Origin of the sequence: Pseudomonas sediminis (assembly GCF_002741105.1) — a bacterium.
Lineage (GTDB): Bacteria > Pseudomonadota > Gammaproteobacteria > Pseudomonadales > Pseudomonadaceae > Aquipseudomonas > Aquipseudomonas sediminis.
In genome coordinates this window covers 235,300-252,869 of sequence record NZ_NIQU01000007.1, presented here as the reverse complement: position 1 = coordinate 252,869, position 17,570 = coordinate 235,300, and the positions used below count along the sequence as shown (strand labels likewise).

General features: G+C 62.0%; 14 protein-coding genes. 2 read left to right on the top strand and 12 right to left on the bottom strand.

Annotated features, from left to right (window positions below; translation table 11 throughout):
• Positions 1 to 21 precede the first annotated feature (21 nt).
• The 3 genes from CDO35_RS17730 to CDO35_RS17720 are packed head-to-tail and all read right to left on the bottom strand — an operon-like array spanning position 22 to position 3,991.
• Positions 22 to 1,404, bottom strand: a complete 1,383-nt coding sequence (locus CDO35_RS17730) for a GTPase/DUF3482 domain-containing protein (RefSeq protein WP_099525989.1) — start codon at positions 1,402 to 1,404, stop codon at positions 22 to 24.
• Complete coding sequence (locus CDO35_RS17725) at positions 1,397 to 2,788, bottom strand: DUF2868 domain-containing protein (RefSeq protein WP_099525988.1); 1,392 nt, start codon at positions 2,786 to 2,788, stop codon at positions 1,397 to 1,399. The genes CDO35_RS17730 and CDO35_RS17725 overlap by 8 nt, the downstream gene beginning before the upstream one ends.
• Positions 2,789 to 2,848: 60 nt before the next feature.
• Entirely contained in the window at positions 2,849 to 3,991 is a 1,143-nt protein-coding gene (locus CDO35_RS17720; RefSeq protein ID WP_425048545.1) for a glycerophosphodiester phosphodiesterase, read from the bottom strand.
• 115 nt (positions 3,992 to 4,106) lie between these two features.
• Here CDO35_RS17720 and CDO35_RS17715 point away from each other — a divergent pair, with 115 nt between their 5' ends.
• Entirely contained in the window at positions 4,107 to 4,637 is a 531-nt protein-coding gene (locus tag CDO35_RS17715; RefSeq protein ID WP_099526059.1) for a dihydrofolate reductase, read from the top strand.
• Between the two features lie 111 nt (positions 4,638 to 4,748).
• Entirely contained in the window at positions 4,749 to 5,396 is a 648-nt protein-coding gene (locus tag CDO35_RS17710; RefSeq protein WP_099525986.1) for a YitT family protein, read from the top strand.
• Positions 5,397 to 5,462: 66 nt separating this feature from the next.
• On the opposite strand, the gene gloA is transcribed toward CDO35_RS17710, so the two are convergent.
• The 9 genes from gloA to CDO35_RS17665 form a co-directional block, all read right to left on the bottom strand.
• The gene (gloA, locus tag CDO35_RS17705) at positions 5,463 to 5,990 is read right to left on the bottom strand and encodes a lactoylglutathione lyase (protein WP_099525985.1); all 528 of its coding nucleotides are present in this window, start codon (positions 5,988 to 5,990) and stop codon (positions 5,463 to 5,465) included.
• 252 nt (positions 5,991 to 6,242) lie between these two features.
• Positions 6,243 to 6,701: a metallophosphoesterase family protein gene (locus tag CDO35_RS17700; RefSeq protein ID WP_099526058.1), complete on the bottom strand. Its 459-nt coding sequence runs from the start codon at positions 6,699 to 6,701 to the stop codon at positions 6,243 to 6,245.
• Between the two features lie 109 nt (positions 6,702 to 6,810).
• Complete coding sequence (locus CDO35_RS17695; protein ID WP_099525984.1) at positions 6,811 to 10,821, bottom strand: NACHT domain-containing protein; 4,011 nt, start codon at positions 10,819 to 10,821, stop codon at positions 6,811 to 6,813.
• 109 nt (positions 10,822 to 10,930) lie between these two features.
• Positions 10,931 to 12,769 carry a dihydroxy-acid dehydratase gene (gene ilvD, locus CDO35_RS17690; protein WP_099525983.1) on the bottom strand — a complete coding sequence of 613 codons (1,839 nt, stop codon included), beginning with the start codon at positions 12,767 to 12,769 and terminating at the stop codon, positions 10,931 to 10,933.
• Between the two features lie 196 nt (positions 12,770 to 12,965).
• Positions 12,966 to 14,030, bottom strand: coding sequence for a protein-glutamate methylesterase/protein-glutamine glutaminase (locus tag CDO35_RS17685; RefSeq protein WP_099525982.1), 1,065 nt, complete (start codon positions 14,028 to 14,030; stop codon positions 12,966 to 12,968).
• Positions 14,027 to 14,542 (bottom strand): chemotaxis protein CheD, encoded by a 516-nt coding sequence (locus CDO35_RS17680; RefSeq protein ID WP_099525981.1) that lies wholly within the window; start codon positions 14,540 to 14,542, stop codon positions 14,027 to 14,029. Before CDO35_RS17680 ends, CDO35_RS17685 begins: the two co-directional genes overlap by 4 nt.
• Positions 14,535 to 15,356 (bottom strand): CheR family methyltransferase, encoded by an 822-nt coding sequence (locus tag CDO35_RS17675; RefSeq protein ID WP_099525980.1) that lies wholly within the window; start codon positions 15,354 to 15,356, stop codon positions 14,535 to 14,537. The genes CDO35_RS17680 and CDO35_RS17675 overlap by 8 nt, the downstream gene beginning before the upstream one ends.
• 1 nt (position 15,357) lies before the next feature.
• A complete protein-coding gene (locus tag CDO35_RS17670; protein WP_099525979.1) occupies positions 15,358 to 15,885 on the bottom strand; it encodes a chemotaxis protein CheW in 528 nt (175 codons plus the stop codon).
• 4 nt (positions 15,886 to 15,889) lie between these two features.
• Positions 15,890 to 17,542: a methyl-accepting chemotaxis protein gene (locus CDO35_RS17665; protein ID WP_099525978.1), complete on the bottom strand. Its 1,653-nt coding sequence runs from the start codon at positions 17,540 to 17,542 to the stop codon at positions 15,890 to 15,892.
• Between the last annotated feature and the right edge of the window lie 28 nt (positions 17,543 to 17,570).

Here is a 17,570-nt window from a genome sequence, read left to right as displayed (position 1 = left end):
GGGGGCTGGGCGTTTTCCGCTTCAGCCCACCGGTTGCATGGAAAGGTCGCTGCGCAGGCGCTCTACCTGTTCGGCGCGTTCGGCCTCTTCCAGGCGTGCGCCTGGATTCAGTGACGACCATTGCGGGTGAGCGCGCGCCACATGCAGTGGTGCGGGTAGCTTGCCCTGACGCCACAGGGTTTCCTGCGGGGCGTTGAGGCTGATGGCGTCCATCGCGGCGTGTCCGCGCACGTCCAGTGCGGCCAGCAGTTGCTGCTGACGCAGGGCGAGCAGGCGCAGCACGGCGTCGTCGACGGTCAGTTCGCGCTGGCCCTTGAGTTTTCCCTTCAAGCGCTCCCCGTAGTTACGCAGGGTCTGCGCGCTGCCGCCGATCACTGCGCCCAATGCGGCAGCTGCGCCCATGGTGAGGCCGCCGACCAGCAGATCGACGCCGACGCCCGTGGCGGCGCCGGCTGCCATGCCGCCGCCGACCTTGATGCCGAGCTGCTTCAGCGTTTCCGGATTGAACAGATCGTCGCCCCAGCGGCCGTCGAGCAGCGGCAGGTCAGCCGCTTTGGCGTCACTGCTGCGGAAAGCGTACAGGCGTAGCAGGGCCTCGACGCAACGCTGCTCGCGCTGGCGAATGGCCGTGCGCAGCTCGCTGATGGCGCCCTGTTCCAGCACGGGTTGGGCGGCGACGCTGCGGCGGCACGCGGCGCAGTCGATCAGCAGCTCGGCGATCAAACGGTTGCCGGCCTGGCGCCGGGCCTGGCGCTGGGCTTCGTGATCCTCAATCAGTCGTTGCAGTTGCGGGCGTGAACGCTCCAGTAGCAGGGCCAGGCTTTCGTACAGACGTCGTTCGCCGTCTGCAGGTGGTGCCACGCTGTCGAACGCCACCAGGGCATGCAGGCCGAGGCGGGCCAGGGCCTCGCGCCACTCGCCTTCGCGGTGGCTGGCACTGGCAACGAAGTTGAGCACCGGCAGCAGCGGCCGGCCGCACATGGTGAGTACTGCCAGCTCGTCGCGGTACTTGGCCAGTACTGGCTCGCGCACGTCGATGACGTAGAGGCCAGCATCGGAGGCCTGCAACTGGCGCAGTACCTTGGCTTCCTGTTCGTAGCGCTGGCGTGCTTCGCTACCTTCGAGAAAACGCGCCAGACGTGCCGGGCCGTCCAAGCGCTCGCCGGGACGGTCGAGACGCTCCAGGTAGTCGAGCAGGGCGATGGCATCTTCCAGGCCGGGGGTGTCGTACAGCTCCAGCAGCGCCTGGCCCTCCACCGACAGACGCGCACCTTCGACATGGCGCGTGGTGCTGGCGCGGGGTGAGACTTCGCCGAAGTCGATGTCGCGGGTCAGGGTGCGCAACAGCGAGGTCTTGCCGACGTTGGTGTGGCCGACCAGGGCCAGTTTCAGTGGCTCAGTCATGACCTGTCTCCAGCCAGCTCAAGGGCGCCGTATCGCCATGCTGCAGCCCCAGGCGGGCGATCGCCTGGTGCCAGTCCGTCAGGCGGGCGCTGTCCAGGCTCTCACCGGGAGTCGGCGGCAGCAGCCAGATGCGCGTGGCCGAGGCCGAGCGCGCCAGTTCGCCGATCAGCGCCAAGGTGCCACGATCCGGTGAGCGGCGCGGGTCGCAGGCGATGGCCAGGCGTTCGGGCGGGAAGCGGGTCAGCTGTTCGAGTAACTGACGGCGCTGTTCGCGGCTGTCGATCACCCCGGCATCGGCCACGCCCTTGGGCAGCGACGCAGGCGGCCAGGGGCGGCGCTCGTCCAGTTCGATGCCGAGCAGCAGCGCGCCGCTGCCAGGTTGCGCGCTGGCGCCGCCTTGCGGTTGATGCAGGGCGGCGGGCGCCAGGTCGCAGATGCCCAGGCGTTCGCTGTCCGGTTGCAGGCGCTGGCGCAGCAGGCCATAGCCGGGCAGGTCAAGATCCAGGCGCAGCGCGCCTTTGCCGGACTGCCAGCGCCATAGGCACAGCAGCGTCAGCAGCAGGCGCGGCAGCAGGCCATAGACCAGCACCACGCCGACCAGCCAACCGGCCCAGCTCTGCCGGGCTGCTTCGCTGGCGATGGCGGCATCGCCGCTGGCGCGAATGACGTCGATGTCTGGCAGGCTGAAGCCGAGCAGGGCGGGCAGGGTGCCGATGGCCTGTGTCAGGGCGATGAAGGTGTCGCCACCCAGAATGGTGGTTTCCCAGACGAAGCCGTAGCGGCGCGTGGCTAGCAGCAACAGCAGGGTGACCAATGCCGCGAGCATGGCCAGCGTCCACAGGCCGTTGATCATCAGGCCCAGGCCCCAGCGGGTCAGGCGCTGGCGTTGCAGCATCAGCAGCAGGGCCGGGGCCAACTGCGCGGCGCTGGCGTCGCGTGCCAGGTTTTCACTGAGCCATAGCCACAGGCGACCGAGCGCGCCGGGGTGGTCGCGGGTCAGCAGCAGGCCTAGCAGCCAGCCGAGCAGCATCAGCAGGTTGAGCCCAAGCAGGCTGCCCAGTGCCCAGAACACATTGACGGGTTGGCGCCCGTCACCCAACGCGGCCAGGGCCAGGCCGAAGCCGCTGAGCAGGGCCAGCAGCGCTAGCAGCCCACCGGCCAGGCGTGCGCCTTGCAGCCAGTGCAGCAACGCCTGCCACTGGCCATCACGGCGGGCCAGGTGCAGGGCGCGATGCTGGATGCGCTCGGCTAGTTCAACCTGTTCAGCACGAGCCAGGCGATTGGCCTCACTGTCTTCGAGCGGGCCGGCATGCTCCTCGCGCAGGCGAATGGTTTCGCTGAGCCAGAGGCGTTGAAAGGAGGTAGGGGAGGAGGCGTCTGTCACGCGGCGTCTCGTCTTTCGGATCAGGGGTTGAGAATAACCCCTGATCCGCTTCGGTGCGAATCAGCGCTGCTCGCGCAAACGTACGGCGATATCCGGCTGGTCGATGAACAGGCCGTCGATACCGGTGGCGAGGAAGGCACGCAGCTCGGTCTCGATGTCGCCGCGTTCGCTCGGGTCGCTGCCACGGCGCAGGTTGCTGGGCAGGAAGGCGTTCTCGGCGCGGAAGGTATAGGGGTGCACCTTGAGCCCGGCGGCATGGGCGTCGCTTACCAGGCTGGTCGGTGCGGTCAGGTTACCAGCGCCATCGCGCGGGATGACCATGCCTTTCTCTGGGCCGATGCCGTCGGCGTAGCTTGCAATGGTTTGCAGGCCTTCTGGCGTGATCATTTGTTGGTAGCCAAGGCCGCTGCCAAGCACCTGCTGATCGTAGGGTTGGCCTTCTACCCATAGCAGCTGCACCAGGCGGATCGGTGTCAGCGTGCTCAGCGTCTTGAGGTTTGCCACTTCGAAGGACTGGATGAAAACGGGTGCGTCGGCGCTGTCGTAGCCGTTGCGTTCGAGCACCGCCAGCAGCGGTTTCTCCATGGCCAGGTCGAGCCGCTGGAAGTGGGTGGGGTGCTTGGTTTCCGGATACAAACCCAGGGTCCGTTGCTGAAGGGCTTCCAGACGTTTCACCAGATCGATGATCTCTTGCAGCGTGGGAATCTCGAACTGGCCATCGAAGCGGGTATTGCCCGGTCGCTGCTGCGGGATACGTTCGATGGCGCGCAGGGTTTTCAGCTCGGCCAGGGTGAAGTCCTCACTGAACCAGCCTTCCAGGCTGCGCCCGTCGACGCTCTGGGTGCGTTTGCGGTCGGCGAATTCGGGGCGCTGCGCCACGTCGGTGGTCAACCCCAGTTCGTTGTCGTGACGGGCGACCAACTGGCCATCGCGGGTCATCACCATGTCGGGCTCGATGTAGTCGGCCCCCTGCAGCGCCGCCAGCGCATAGGCGGCCAGAGTGTGCTCGGGCGCGTAGCCGCTGGCGCCCCGGTGGGCGATCACCAGTGGAGTCTTGGTGTCCCAGTTCGGGTTTTGCCTGGCGCTGGGTTGCTGCTGGGCCCAATCGATGGCGGCCTGGACTTTATCCGGAGCCGGGCTGGCGGAGACCACCAGTGGCAGCAGAGTGACGCCCAATACCCAGGTGGAGAGTAATTTCGACATGATGCTGGCTCCTTGCTCGTAGAATCAGCCCTTAGCCTGCTACGGCGAATGTGACGATACGACGACAGCGCTGCTGCAGCCACTGATGGGCTGCGAGGCCGCTGAGGGCTCTGTTATGCTCGCGGCCATGAAAACGACTCTACCTCTTTCTCTGATCGCCGCGCTCGCGCACAACCGCGTGATTGGCCGCGACAACCAACTGCCCTGGCACCTGCCGGCGGATCTCAAGCACTTCAAGGCGATGACGCTCGGCAAGCCGATCATCATGGGGCGCAAGACCTGGGATTCGCTCGGGCGCCCGTTGCCGGGCCGGCTCAATATCGTGGTCAGCCGCCAGGCCGGCCTGACCCTGGAAGGTGCCGAGGTATTCGCGACGCTGGAAGCGGCCATCGAACGAGCCGACGCCTGGGCGCGTGAAGAGAATGCCGAGGAACTGATGCTGATCGGCGGCGCGCAGCTCTATGAGCTGGGCCTGGCCCAGGCTGATCGCCTCTACCTGACGCGTGTTGGCCTCGATCCCGAAGGTGATGCCTTCTTCCCCGAGGTCGACGAGGCCATATGGCGCATGACCTCCAGCGTCGAGCACCCGGCTTCAGCCGAGACACCGTCTTACGCCTTCGAAGTGTGGGAGCGCCGCGGCGCATAATCCTGCCTGGCGTTCCGGCCATCTCTGCCGCCAGACTCCCCAGCGCGGCGCGACGGCCATTGCCTTGCCGCTGCCGTAACGTGTTTCGTGCATCCTGATGCAGGTTCTGTCATGACTGAGCAATCGCCCGTCGACGAGCGCCCGAGCGCCGTCGCTGCACTCTTCGTGCGCCATCCACTCTGGGAAGATGCGTTGGCCCTGCTGTTCGGCACCGCGCTGGTGGCGCTGGGTATCGCCTTTTACACGCATGCCGGCCTGCTCACCGGTGGCACTGTCGGCATCGCCTTTCTGGCCAATTACCAGGCCGGCTGGTCGTTCGGTCTGGTGTTCTGCCTGGTCAATCTGCCGTTCTACCTGCTCGGTATCTGGCGTATGGGCTGGGCTTTCACCTTGCGCACGGGCTGCGCGGTGATGCTGGTTTCGCTACTGGCCGAGCTGACGCCGCACTGGGTCGCCTTCGCTCATCTAAGCGCCGTGTATGCCGCGCTGTTCGGTGGCGCTGCGATGGGGCTGGGCTTGCTCATGCTGTTCCGCCACCGCGCCAGCCTGGGCGGGGTGAACATTCTCGCGCTGTATATGCAGGAGCGCTTCGGTTTCCGCGCTGGCACCGTGCAAATGGCCATCGACGCGAGCATCGTCCTGGCGGCGATTTTTGTGGTGTCGCCAGACAAGGTGCTGCTCTCGGTGCTGGGGGCGGTAGTGCTCAATCTGGTGCTGGCGATCAATCACCGGGCGGACCGCTACGTCGGCGTCAGTTGAACCCGGCAACGAACGAGGGGCTGCGTCGCTGGAGGCAGCCCTTCGTCGGTTTTCGCGGAGGCGAAATCAGCTCACTTCGGTGAACTGGATGATCTCGACCCAGTAACCGTCCGGGTCCTTGATGAAGGCGATATCGCGCATGCGGCCGTCGGTCAGGCGTTTCTGGAAGTCCACACCGAGGTCTTCGAAGCGCTGGCAGGCCGCCTTGATGTCCGGCACCGACACGCACAGGTGACCGAAGCCGCGTGGGTCGCTGTTGCCGCTGTGGTAGGAAAATTCCGGATCCTTCTCGGTGCCGTAGTTGTAGGTCAGCTCCAGCACGCCGGGGATGGATTTGCGCCACTGATGGCGGGCAGCCGGGTCGGCTGGGATCTGCGACTTGTCATTGATCAGCGCGAGGAAGTACAGGCTGAACTCGGCGTCGGGGAAGTCCTTCTTCTCCAGCAGGGTGAAGCCCAGCACGCGGGTGTAGAAATCCAGGGATTTTTGCAGATCCTTCACGCGGATCATGGTGTGGTTGTAGACGAAGTCGGCGGTGGCGACGTCAGGCTTGGCGGTCACGCCAGCAATGGCGTTGAGCTCGTCGAGGGTCATGGGGTTCTCCATCAGGCGGGAAAAGGCTGTATCTACCTAGATGGACGCGGTGGCTACGTTTTTCAAGGGCGTGGCCTTGATCAAGCAGCGATGCCGGGGCGTTTGAAGGAGCGGCTTCAGCCACGATTGGCTGGAGGGCGCGAAACATCGCGGCTGAAACGGAATGCCGCCCAGGCGCTCCTCCGGCCCGTGTCAGTGCGAAGGTTGGCGGGGCGGTGGACGGGTGAAGCGTCGTCCACCCTACGATGGTCATCAGACCTGCAGCGTGATCAGCTCGGCCTGTACCCGTCCATCCTCGATATGCAGGATGCCCACGCCAATGGGCAGCTTGAAGCGTCGCGGCCCGGCGCTGCCAGGGTTGAGGTAGAGCACGTCGTCGCGCAGCTCATGCTGCGGCTTGTGCGAATGGCCGGCGATCACCACGTTTATGCCCTGAGCTGCCGGGTCAATATCCAGCTGCTTGAGATCGTGCAGCACATGCAGCGTGACGCCGCCAAACGTCAGCGTCAGCCGCTCGGGGATGGCATCGGCCCAAGCCTCCTGGTCGTTATTGCCGCGCACCACCGACAGCGGCGCGATGCGTTCCAGTTCGGCCAGGATGTGCGGCCCGCCGATATCGCCGGCATGGATCAGGTGATTGATGCCTTGCAGCGCTGCCAGCGCTTCGGGGCGCAGCAGGTTGTGGGTGTCGGCGATCAGGCCGATGTGCATAGGCTGATAATCATTGACACGCATTACATCCGCTCCGTGCAAATAAAGGCGGTAGAGCAGGGCTCTTTAGGTATTCACCCGGGCCATTTAGATCCAGCGCTAATGTGCGTCAGGGCCAACTGACATCCAGCACGCGTACGAACACCCTTTTCCGCTCCTCCTCCGATAGTTGGCTTTCCAATTGAATCCTTAGCTCATTGGGTGTCGAGGGTTTTGGCTTCCTTTGGGGTGGACTTTTCAGTTTCTTGCTGTCGCCAAACCAAAGCACCAAATAGATCCCGTGGCCTGCAGATTTCGGTGCATGTGCATATTGGGTAATGAGTTGATCGCGCAAAGCTGTCCATAGCTTTTCGTGATCGTCACGCTTGATCTCAATTGGCAGTGTCAATAGGTTGTGGTAGTCGAGATGAAGATCTGCGCGCGTGTCGCCTGCATGGTCATATTCCGGAGCAATGCCAATGCCGTGCGCATCCAGGCGTGAGCGCAAGCGGGCCAGTAGGACGTCGCGGCATAGGTTCTCCCCGCGGCGGCTGCGCGGCTGCCTAGTGGGGATATTCCAGAACATCCGATAGCCGTCGTCATTGGCGTGGCGTAGTTCATGGGCGATGTCGTCTAGATGACACAAGGTCAGGTGCATTAGATCGGCGACATTTGCTGGCGCCTGGTTGGCTAATACATCGGCGACCGCTTCCAAACCAAGGAAGTGGAATTCAGCTTCCCTCTTGCGTGCTTGCTGCTGCTCCAATGTGCTCCGAATACGGTAGTGCTGAGACGCCAGAACTGGGATATCAAGCAGGCGCTGAAGCTCATTGCGGGCTTCTGCAGTAGTTTGCGTACCCAACCAGTCGATCATCCCGCGCAGTTCCTCACCCAGATCCATCGCGGCTGTGACGAAGCCTCCTCGACCCCGCTCCATATCAGCGTGACGGATAAGTGTCTCGATCAAACGGCCCAGAATATGCTCGGGTTGGGAGGGGCGTAGGGCCTGTAGCTGAATGCCTTGCATCAGGACTTCCACCGCTAGCTGCATGGCTACATCGACCTCCTCTGCTTCGCCGAGGCGTTGCCAGAACTCCTCTGATTCGTCAGCGCTGCCAGTCAGAACCTGTAGCGCCAGCCACAGAAGGCGCTGTTCAGCATGGAGTTGTGGCGACTTCAGCTTCTGCAGTGTTAGCGCAGCGAGGCATTCCGGAGCAAAAGCTAGAGCTGCTTTCAGCAACTGGCGCAGGTCATGGAGCTGTTGGGCCGCCGCTGTTTCGGGAAATTGCCGCAGCAATTCTGAACCGGCGAGCTGGGCAACTTTTGTATAGGAATTATCCCCACTCAACGCGTACCCCATGCCGGCCGAGGAGTTGCCTGTAGCAAAAACGCTGGCAGCGTGGGGCAACAGTACACGGCTAAATAGTTCGGGGCGCTGTTGTGCGATTTGTGCGCTCCAAGCGTTCAGTTCATCCAGTCCAGGGTGTGGTGTGCAGAGATACATAGCCAGCAGTATTTCGATCTGGTCATCTGGTAGCTCAGCTACCTGTCCGGGTGTATCGATCCAGCTCAGTTGCAGGCCAAGCAGGCACGGCAGGCTAATGTCATAACGCTCTCCAGCGATGATCTCTGCAGCAGAAGGCAAGTCAGAGCGCTGTAGGCATTTACGAAACCCAGATTCGGCGGCCTGCATGAGCTCATTGCCTAGATCGCTATAGTTGGCGAAGCGCTCGCTCGCGGTTTCTCCATTGTTATCCCAGAAGCCGAACAGCCAAACGGTTGCCAGTTCGTCAAGAAGGCCGGCAGTGGCTGTACCAGTAGCAATAGTGTGAAGTTCGGGGCGAAGGCTCTGGGTTCGTTGGTACCTTTCCTCGGCTTGTTGCTTCTTGTCAGTAAGGCTTTGTGCTGCAGCTTTTACGCGCCAGTAACTTTGCTCCAAATCGCAAGTGAGCCATTCACTCAGCCAATCAGCCCTGCTTGGAAATTTCTGACCCCATTCATCCAGCACTTCCAGAGATAGTCCCCTGGCTCCGCGATCCTGCAAAAGAGCGTAAACAGCTTGCTGTAAATGAACTCTTGCTTCCGCCTCATCTGTGGTTCCGGCCAAATGCAGATGCCAAAGGCCTATATCTTCTGCTGGCTTGGCGCCATGTAGCCGAAGGGATTGATAAGGAAAGGCTTCAGCTTTGATGCATTGCTCAAGCACGGATTTGTACTGCTGTGGGTGGCGTTCAAGCCAATTCTGAACTTTCAGCTGTGAGTCGTGATCCCGGTTGAAGTAGCCATGCTGATCTGCTCCGACGCCCAGCCAGTTAAACAGTTGCTCGCTCGTGGCCGATTCACCTAACTCATCGAGGGTATGAGCAAGCAAACGACCAATAGATCGAGAAATCATCCATTCGGATCTGTGCTTGTTGAAAACTTCCTGTTTGCCGCAAAGTCCATCCAGCAGAGCTGGTAGATGTACCTGTGGCGCTCGCTCCGGCAGCCAGCGTTCCCAGAACATTCGGTAGCTGCCGATCAGCCGAGAGTCTTTGGGAGAGTGGAAACACAGAAGTAACTCAGTGGGCGACAGATGTTCGGGGTATAGAAAATCCAGCAGTTTTCCCAGTAGCTGGTCATCGTTGTCGTCAACCTGACTGCTGCAGATTTGCGACAGTAAATCCTTGGTCTCAACAGGAGAGACCATTTTCAGCCAGATACTGAGTGCGCTATTACGGAGTCGTGGCCAGAGCGAAGCGTCTTTGATCATCGCGAGCAACGGTGCTGCCAAGGTGGCATCGGCATGCCCGTATTTAAGAATATCCAGCACGCAGTCCATCTGTGACTGAGTCGCTTCATCGCGCTCGGAAGCCTGCAGAATGCGTTGAAAGTCCTCGAGCAACGACTCGTCTGCCAAGGCTCTGAACCCAGACATGTCTTGCCAAAGGTGCCAGCGATATCCGGGGAATCTCTCCGCTTGCTGGCGCAGGGCCTGCAGCAGGTAGCGCTTGTCTGCGGTGCTGAATGGGCCGACATCGCCATACAGCACAATGCCAAGAGGATCTGCTTCTATCAGGCGCCTGCGTATAGATGTGCTTTGTTGTGCCAACCATGCGAGTAGCCCCCGCAAGTCCGCGACTACTCCCCCGTCGAAACCGAGTAACAGGTTAAGTAGCCGGCCATGGGGAAGACTCTTCTGATCCAGCTTATCCGCCAGCCATCTTGCTGCCAGATATTCGGCGATGCTGCGGTGGTGAGGGATTAGATGATCGGCGTTGCCAGGGGCAGGGGTGAATAAAGCTGACTGCAGTGCTCTTCTGGCTGCAGCAGGAATCTCTAGTTTGAACTGGTTGAGTTCTGGGTAGTTATTGTCGCTGGAGTCTGAGTCGTTGGAAATGCCAGCTTTGCTCGATAAAAGTTGCACAGCGAATAACTGCCCTGCCGCTTTCAGCAAGGTGTCGTTATCGACCGCTTTGGCTTCACTGGTTTGCTTGTGGCGAACATTGTTTTCTTGCGCCAGTTTCTCGCAGGCGAGTCGATAGACCTCGCTGCGGTTTTCCGGCCATTTCTCACCGCTGACGGCCCTGGCCATCAGGCCGAGCATCTGTGGGTTACTCAGCAGCGCGGCAATACCGTGGCGCTGGGCTTGCTCCATAAACGCTTTGGGGTCGTTGACGTTGTAATTGCTGTGCAGGATTTGCTGTATGTCCTCGCTGCTCAGCGGGCACAGTTGCAATACCATCAGCAGGCCATCGGGGCTGGCGCTTTGCAGATCAGCGATGTCGGTGGAGCCATACCAATCAGCAGCGCGGCAGGAGAGCCGGAAAGCAGGTTTGCCAAGCCTCAGTAGTTGTTGGCGAATGCGTAGAGGTAGGCTGTCAGCACCTGCGGAGCGGGCCTCATCCAGTGCGTCGATGAACAGGGTTTTCTCGCGCCACTCCTCTAGCGGCGGTGTCGTGTTTATAAGCTCGTTCACCGTGACATATACGCCCTCGACCTCCCGCGCGGCCTGCTTCAGGGCTTCACTCTTACCTGCTCCGGGCTCGCCCAGCAGAACCCATGCAGGCGTCAGGCGAAAGTTGTCGAGTGGTAACTCTTCTGGCCTGCGTTCTTCGTCCTGCGTTTCGGCAACTTTCAGCACTCGCCTGGCTACCAGCATCGTCCTTATCCCTCAAAGCCTGCATGCCCAGCAGAATACAGGGCTGATCAGCTGCGCAGAAAGCAAAGCGCCCCGCTATTGCGGGGCGCTTTTTAACTACCGAACTGGCTTAGTCTTCCAGCATCGCCTTGTTGCGCACCGCACCCTTGTCGGCGCTGGTGGCGAGCAGGGCATAGGCTTTGAGCGCGGTGGTCACCTTGCGGGTGCGCGGTGCGGCCGGCTTCCAGCCTTTCTTGTCCTGCTCGGCGCGGCGGGCGGCCAGCTCTTCATCGCTGACCAGCAGGTTGATGCTGCGGTTGGGGATGTCGATCAGTACCTTGTCACCGTCCTTGACCAGGCCGATGGCGCCGCCTGCTGCAGCTTCCGGCGAGGCGTGGCCGATGGACAGGCCGCTGGTGCCGCCGGAGAAACGACCGTCGGTGAGCAGGGCGCAGGCCTTGCCCAGGCCCTTGGACTTCAGGTAGCTGGTCGGATAGAGCATTTCCTGCATGCCCGGGCCGCCTTTCGGGCCTTCGTAGCGGATGATGACGATGTCACCTTCCTTCACTTCGTCGGCAAGGATGCCTTTGACCGCGCTGTCCTGGCTCTCGAAGACCTTGGCGTTGCCTTCGAAGACGTGGATGGACTCATCGACACCGGCGGTCTTCACCACGCAGCCGTCGAGGGCGATATTGCCGTAGAGCACGGCCAGGCCGCCTTCTTTGGAGTAGGCGTGCTCGACGCTGCGGATGCAGCCATTCGCGCGGTCATCATCCAGGCTGTCCCAGCGGGTGCTCTGGCTGAACGCGGTCTGGGTCGGGATGCCGGCAGGGCCTGCCTTGAAGAAGTGATGCACCGCTTCGTCGTTGGTCTGGGTGATATCCCATTGGGCGATGGCTTCGGCCATGTTCGGCGTGTGCACGGTGTGTGCGTCGGTGTGCAGCAGGCCGCCACGGGCCAGCTCGCCGAGGATGGAGAAGATACCGCCAGCGCGGTGTACGTCTTCCATGTGGTACTTCTGGATGTTCGGCGCGACCTTGCACAGCTGCGGCACCTTGCGCGACAGGCGATCGATGTCGCGCAGGTCGAAGGCGATCTCGGCTTCCTGGGCTGCAGCCAGTAAGTGCAGGATGGTGTTGGTCGAGCCGCCCATGGCGATGTCCAGGGTCATGGCGTTTTCGAACGCTTTGAAGTTGGCAACGTTGCGCGGCAGCACCGACTCGTCGCCTTCGCCGTAGTAGCGTTGGCACAGCTCGACGGCCAGGCGACCGGCACGCAGGAACAGTTGTTCACGGTCGCTGTGGGTGGCCAGGGTCGAACCGTTGCCAGGCAGCGCCAGGCCCAGGGCTTCGACCAGGCAGTTCATCGAGTTGGCGGTGAACATGCCGGAGCAGCTGCCGCAGGTCGGGCAGGCGCTGCGCTCGTACTCGGCGACCTTTTCGTCGGAGGCGCTGGAGTCGGCGGCGATCACCATGGCGTCGACCAGGTCCAGGCCGTGACTGGCCAGTTTGGTCTTGCCGGCTTCCATCGGGCCGCCGGAAACGAACACCACCGGGATGTTCAGGCGCAGCGCAGCCATCAGCATGCCGGGGGTGATCTTGTCGCAGTTGCTGATGCAGACGATGGCGTCGGCGCAGTGGGCGTTGACCATGTACTCCACGGAGTCGGCGATGATCTCGCGGCTCGGCAGCGAATAGAGCATGCCGTCATGGCCCATGGCGATGCCGTCATCGACGGCGATGGTGTTGAATTCCTTGGCCACGCCGCCGGCTTTCTCGATCTCGCGGGCGACCAGTTGACCCAGGTCCTTCAGGTGCACGTGGCCGGGCACGAACTGGGTGAAGGAGTTGGCGATGGCGATGATCGGTTTCTTGAAGTCTTCGTCCTTCATCCCGGTGGCGCGCCACAGGGCGCGGGCGCCGGCCATGTTGCGGCCGTGGGTGGAGGTCTTCGAGCGGTAATCGGGCATGACGGTATTCCTGCGACTAATTCGGTTGTGTGTGCGGTGAGCATCGTCGAGCGGCAGATCGCCGCGGTGTCAGGGGGCTGCATGACGAAACGGGATCACCGTTCGTACGGCCGGGGCTCACGGGCCCGCCGGAGGATTTCTGGCGAGGAATGCGCTGATTCTACGCCCGCCGAGGCGGGCGGGGAAAGGCTGCCGGTCAGGCACGCTCGGCGCGCAGGATCTGCGCGGGAATTTGCTCCAGCGCAATCTCGCGCCCGACCGCGCCAAGTTTCTTGGCTTCCTTGGGCATGCCGTAGACCACGCAGCTGGCTTCGTCCTGGCCGAAGGTCTGCGCACCAGCCTCGAACATCTCGCGCAGGCCACGAGCACCGTCGTCGCCCATGCCGGTCATGATAATGCCGGTGGCGTTGGCCCCGGCAGCGCGGGCGGTGGAGCGAAACAGCACGTCCACCGAGGGCTTGTGGCGGCTCACGGGCGGGCCGTCGACCACTTCGACCAAGTACTGCGCGCCGCTGCGTTTGAGCAGCATATGGCGACCACCGGGGGCGATCAGGGCGCGGCCGGGGGTGACCCGGTCACCATGACGCGCTTCCAGCACCTCGATCTGGCACAGGCCGTTGAGGCGCTCGGCGAAGGCGGCGGTAAAACGCTCCGGCATGTGCTGGACGATGACGATACCAGGGCACACGCGTGGCAGGGCGGTGAGAATGTACTCCAGCGCCTGGGTGCCGCCGGTGGAGGTGCCGATGGCCACCACGCGCTCGGTGGTGCGGGCCATGGCCGGTTGCCCGGCCGGGATCACGGCATCGGCGCCCAGCTTGGGCTGCACCGGTGTTTTGCTCTTGGCCAGTTGGCGCATGTTGGCGCGTGCGGCTGCTTTCACCGCGACGAGCAGATCATCGCTGGCATTGACCAGAAATTTGCTAAGGTTGACCTGTGGCTTGGTGACGATGCTCACCGCGCCAGCGGCAAGGGCCTGCATGGTGGTGCTGGCGCCTTTCTCGGTGAGGGTCGAGCAGATCACCACCGGCGTTGGGCGCTCGGCCATGAGTTTCTTGAGGAAGGTGATGCCGTCCATGCGCGGCATTTCTACGTCGAGGACGATCACATCGGGCCACTCGCGCTCCATCTTGCTCAGGGCAAACAGCGGGTCGGCCGCGGTGCCCAGCACTTCGATGGCTGGGTCTGCGGCAAGTACAGATGCCAGGACCTGGCGCACGACGGCAGAGTCGTCGACGATCATGACTTTGATGGGTTTCATGCGGGTTGTACTCCAGAACGGCCATAGATCGGCAACGGTGCCGACTGTTTCAGGGCTAACTGGCCACTCCATATGTCGAAGATCAGGTTTCTATGTCCGACGCCGCCTACGTGCTCTCCATGGCAGGTGAGCCCAAGCTCGGCGACAAGCCGCCTTGCCATTTCGATATTTTGCAGACCTACGTGTTGTTGTCTGCTCGAGGCGATAGACGGAAACATGTGCCCGCCGCCAAAGATGCGAACCTGGTAGTCGGATACTCGAGTGCCGCTCGAGACTATGGCTTCACGCAGCAGCAGCATCGCCTCATCACCGTAGCGGCCATCTGGCTGCAGGGTTGTGCGCCTGCGGCTGGGCAGCATGTAGTGACACATGCCTCCCACGCGTGCGCGAGGGTGCCACAACACCAGCGAGACACAGGAACCGAGCAGTGTGCGAATTCTCGTGTAGGTACCGCCGAAGTGATAGTCGCCAGGCTGCAGGTACACTTCGGCGATGCTGGGTGTACTAGTCATCGGGCTTGCAGTAGATGGAAGGCTTGATGACCTTGAGTTTTTCGTTCACGCCGTTGAGGCTTTCCGAGTGGCTGATGATGAAGTGGCCGCCCGGGCGCAGATGCTTGACCAGGCGCTCGACCACACGGCGTTTCGTCTCTGCATCGAAATAGATCATTACGTTGCGTAGGAAGATTGTGTCGAACAGGCCAACGTCAGGCAGAGCCGTGTTCAGGTTGATCTGACTAAAGCGCACCCGCTGGCGCAGTGCCGGCGTGATCATCATCCGTCCCTCGTTCTCGCCAACACCGCGTAGGCAATGCTTCACCAGCAGATGACGGGGGATGTCGTCACGGTCCTCCAGCGCATACACACCTGTTCGGGCGCGCTCCAGCACCCGATGGCTGATGTCCGAGGCGAGTATTTCCCATGGGCGCTCGCCGAGAATATCTGCCAACAGCAGGGCAATGGTGTAAGGCTCTTCGCCGCTGGAGCAGGCGCCGCTCCAGATGCGCAAAGGGCGGCCCGATGGCACGCCGCCAGGCAGCCTCAGGTGCTCACGGAGAAAGTCGAAGTGCTTCGGTTCGCGGAAGAAATACGTCTCGTTGGTGGTCAGCAGATCGATGCAGATCTGCAACTCATGCGCGTCCTTGCCCACGCGCTTGAAATATTCGCCATAGCTGGACAACGCGAAGCCGCGCAGGCGTTTGTTGAGACGGCCGGCCACCAGAGGCTTCTTGGCATCCGAGAGGTGGATGCCGGCGATATCGTGGAGCAGGCGGCGGAATTGACCGAACTCCTGGTCGGTCAAGGCAGCGGGGGCGCTGGTGTGCATGTCAGCTCGTTCCCGATGCGTGGGCTAGGTGCTGGGCCTGGCCGAGCAGCTCACGATCTTCAGCGGAGATAACTCGGCTGACGTCGAGCATTACCACCAGGCGCTCGTCCAGCTTGCCCATGCCGAGTATGAAATCGGCGCGAATGTGGCTGCCGAAGCTCGGTGCCGGTTCTATTTCACCAGCGGCGAGCTCGCGTACCTCATTGACCGCGTCGACGACCATGCCGATCACCTGGGTGCCGTCATCCTGCGCGATTTCCAGGATGACGATGCAGGTACGTGGCCCGATGACCGTTGCCGACCCGCCGAAGCGTACGCCCAGGTCGATCACCGGTACCACGGCACCACGCAGGTTGATGACACCGAGGATACTCGGCGGCAGCATCGGTACGCCGGTCAGCTTGCCGTACTCGATGATCTCTCGCACGACCTGAATCTCCACCGCGAAGACTTCTCTGGCCAGGGTGAAAGTCAGGTACTGCCCAGCCGGTGCGCTGGCACCGGCTAACAGGCGGGGACTGGCATTCATCGGCCTACTCCTGGAAACGTACGTATCCGGCTGGCAGACCGGCCATGCTGGGCATGGCGCTGTCGTCTTCATCGCGCGATGGGCGTGCTTTGCTGGCGCTGCGCTGTTGCGGTTTGTTGCGCGTCGAAGCAGCACTGCGATCACTGGCACCGCCAAGGCGGAAGAAATCCATCAACTGCTGCAGTTGCTCGGCCTGCCCACTCATTTCCTCGGCGGTGGCTGCCAGCTCTTCGGAGGCCGAAGCGTTCTGTTGGGTCAGTTCGCTGAGTTGGTTCATCGCCGTGCTGATCTGGTTGACGCCGCTGCTCTGCTCTTCCGAGGCAGCTGCGATTTCCTGGACCAGGTCGGAGGTCTTGGCGATGGACGGCACGATCTCATCGAGCAGAGTGCCGGCGCGTTCGGCCAGGGCCACGCTGTTCTTCGCTACTTCTCCAATTTCCTGCGCTGCCACCTGGCTGCGTTCGGCCAGTTTGCGCACTTCGGCAGCCACCACGGCGAAGCCCTTGCCATGCTCGCCGGCACGCGCGGCTTCGATGGCGGCATTGAGCGCCAACAGATTGGTCTGGTAGGCGATGTCGTCGACGATGCCGATCTTGTCGGCAATGGTCTTCATCGCGCTGACGGTGTCCTTGACGGCCTGGCCACCCTCGCCGGCCTCGTTGGATGCCTTGCTGGCCATGCCATCGGTGACCCTGGCGTTCTCAGTGTTCTGTGAGATCGAGGCTGACATCTGCTCCATCGAGGCGCTGGTTTCCTCGACCGAGGCCGCTTGCTCGGAGGCCGCCTGGCTCATGCTCTGCGCGGTGGAGGAGATTTCCTCGGAAGCACTGGACAGCGAGTCGGCAGAGCCGCGTACTTCAGAGATTATCTGGGTGAGTTTCTCGCTCATGTTACCCATTGCCGCCAGTAGCTGGCCGGTCTCGTCACGGGCATCACTGTCCAGACGCACACTGAGATCGCCGTCAGCCAGGCGGTTGGCAGCATCGACTGCATCGTTGAGCGGGCGCGTGATGCTGCGGCTAATCAGCAGGCCCAGTGCGATACCGAACAGCACGCCGCCGAAGATCACACCGATCATGATGTTGCGGCTGCTGGCATAGAGGGCATTGGCCTGCTCGTTGGCTTCTTTGGCGTTGCTCTCCTTGCCGCGTGACAGCTCGGTCATGATTTGATCGAGCTTGTCTCCACGCTCTCGAACCTGACCCAGCTGGCGCTGCAGGGCCGGGTTCTCCAGGTAGAAATCCTGCTGGGATGCAGTTTGCAGAGCCTGCGTCATGGTGCTCTGGTAATCATTCCAGGTCGCGTCTATTTCGCGGAACAGCTCCAGCGACCGCTCGCTGGCAAACAACTCACGGGCTGCGTCTATGTTTTCACGAGCGCTCTTGCTGTAAGCATCAATATCGGCTCGGATTCCATCACGCTCGCTCTGGTTCGTGGCAAGCAGGAAGTTGGAACGTGCACGACCGATATAGATCAGGTTGATGTTGGCCTCCTTGATATAGGAGAGGCCCATCAGTTCACGGTCATATAGCGCGTCTGCCAGGTCGTTCATGGTGGAGCTGTTGGAGAGCCCGACCAGGCCGACTACGGCGCTGATACTGGCGACCAGGATGAATGCGATGATGAGCCGGGTACCGATCTTGAATTTGCTGAGCATGGTGAGAATCCTTTGCTGGAGTGATCGC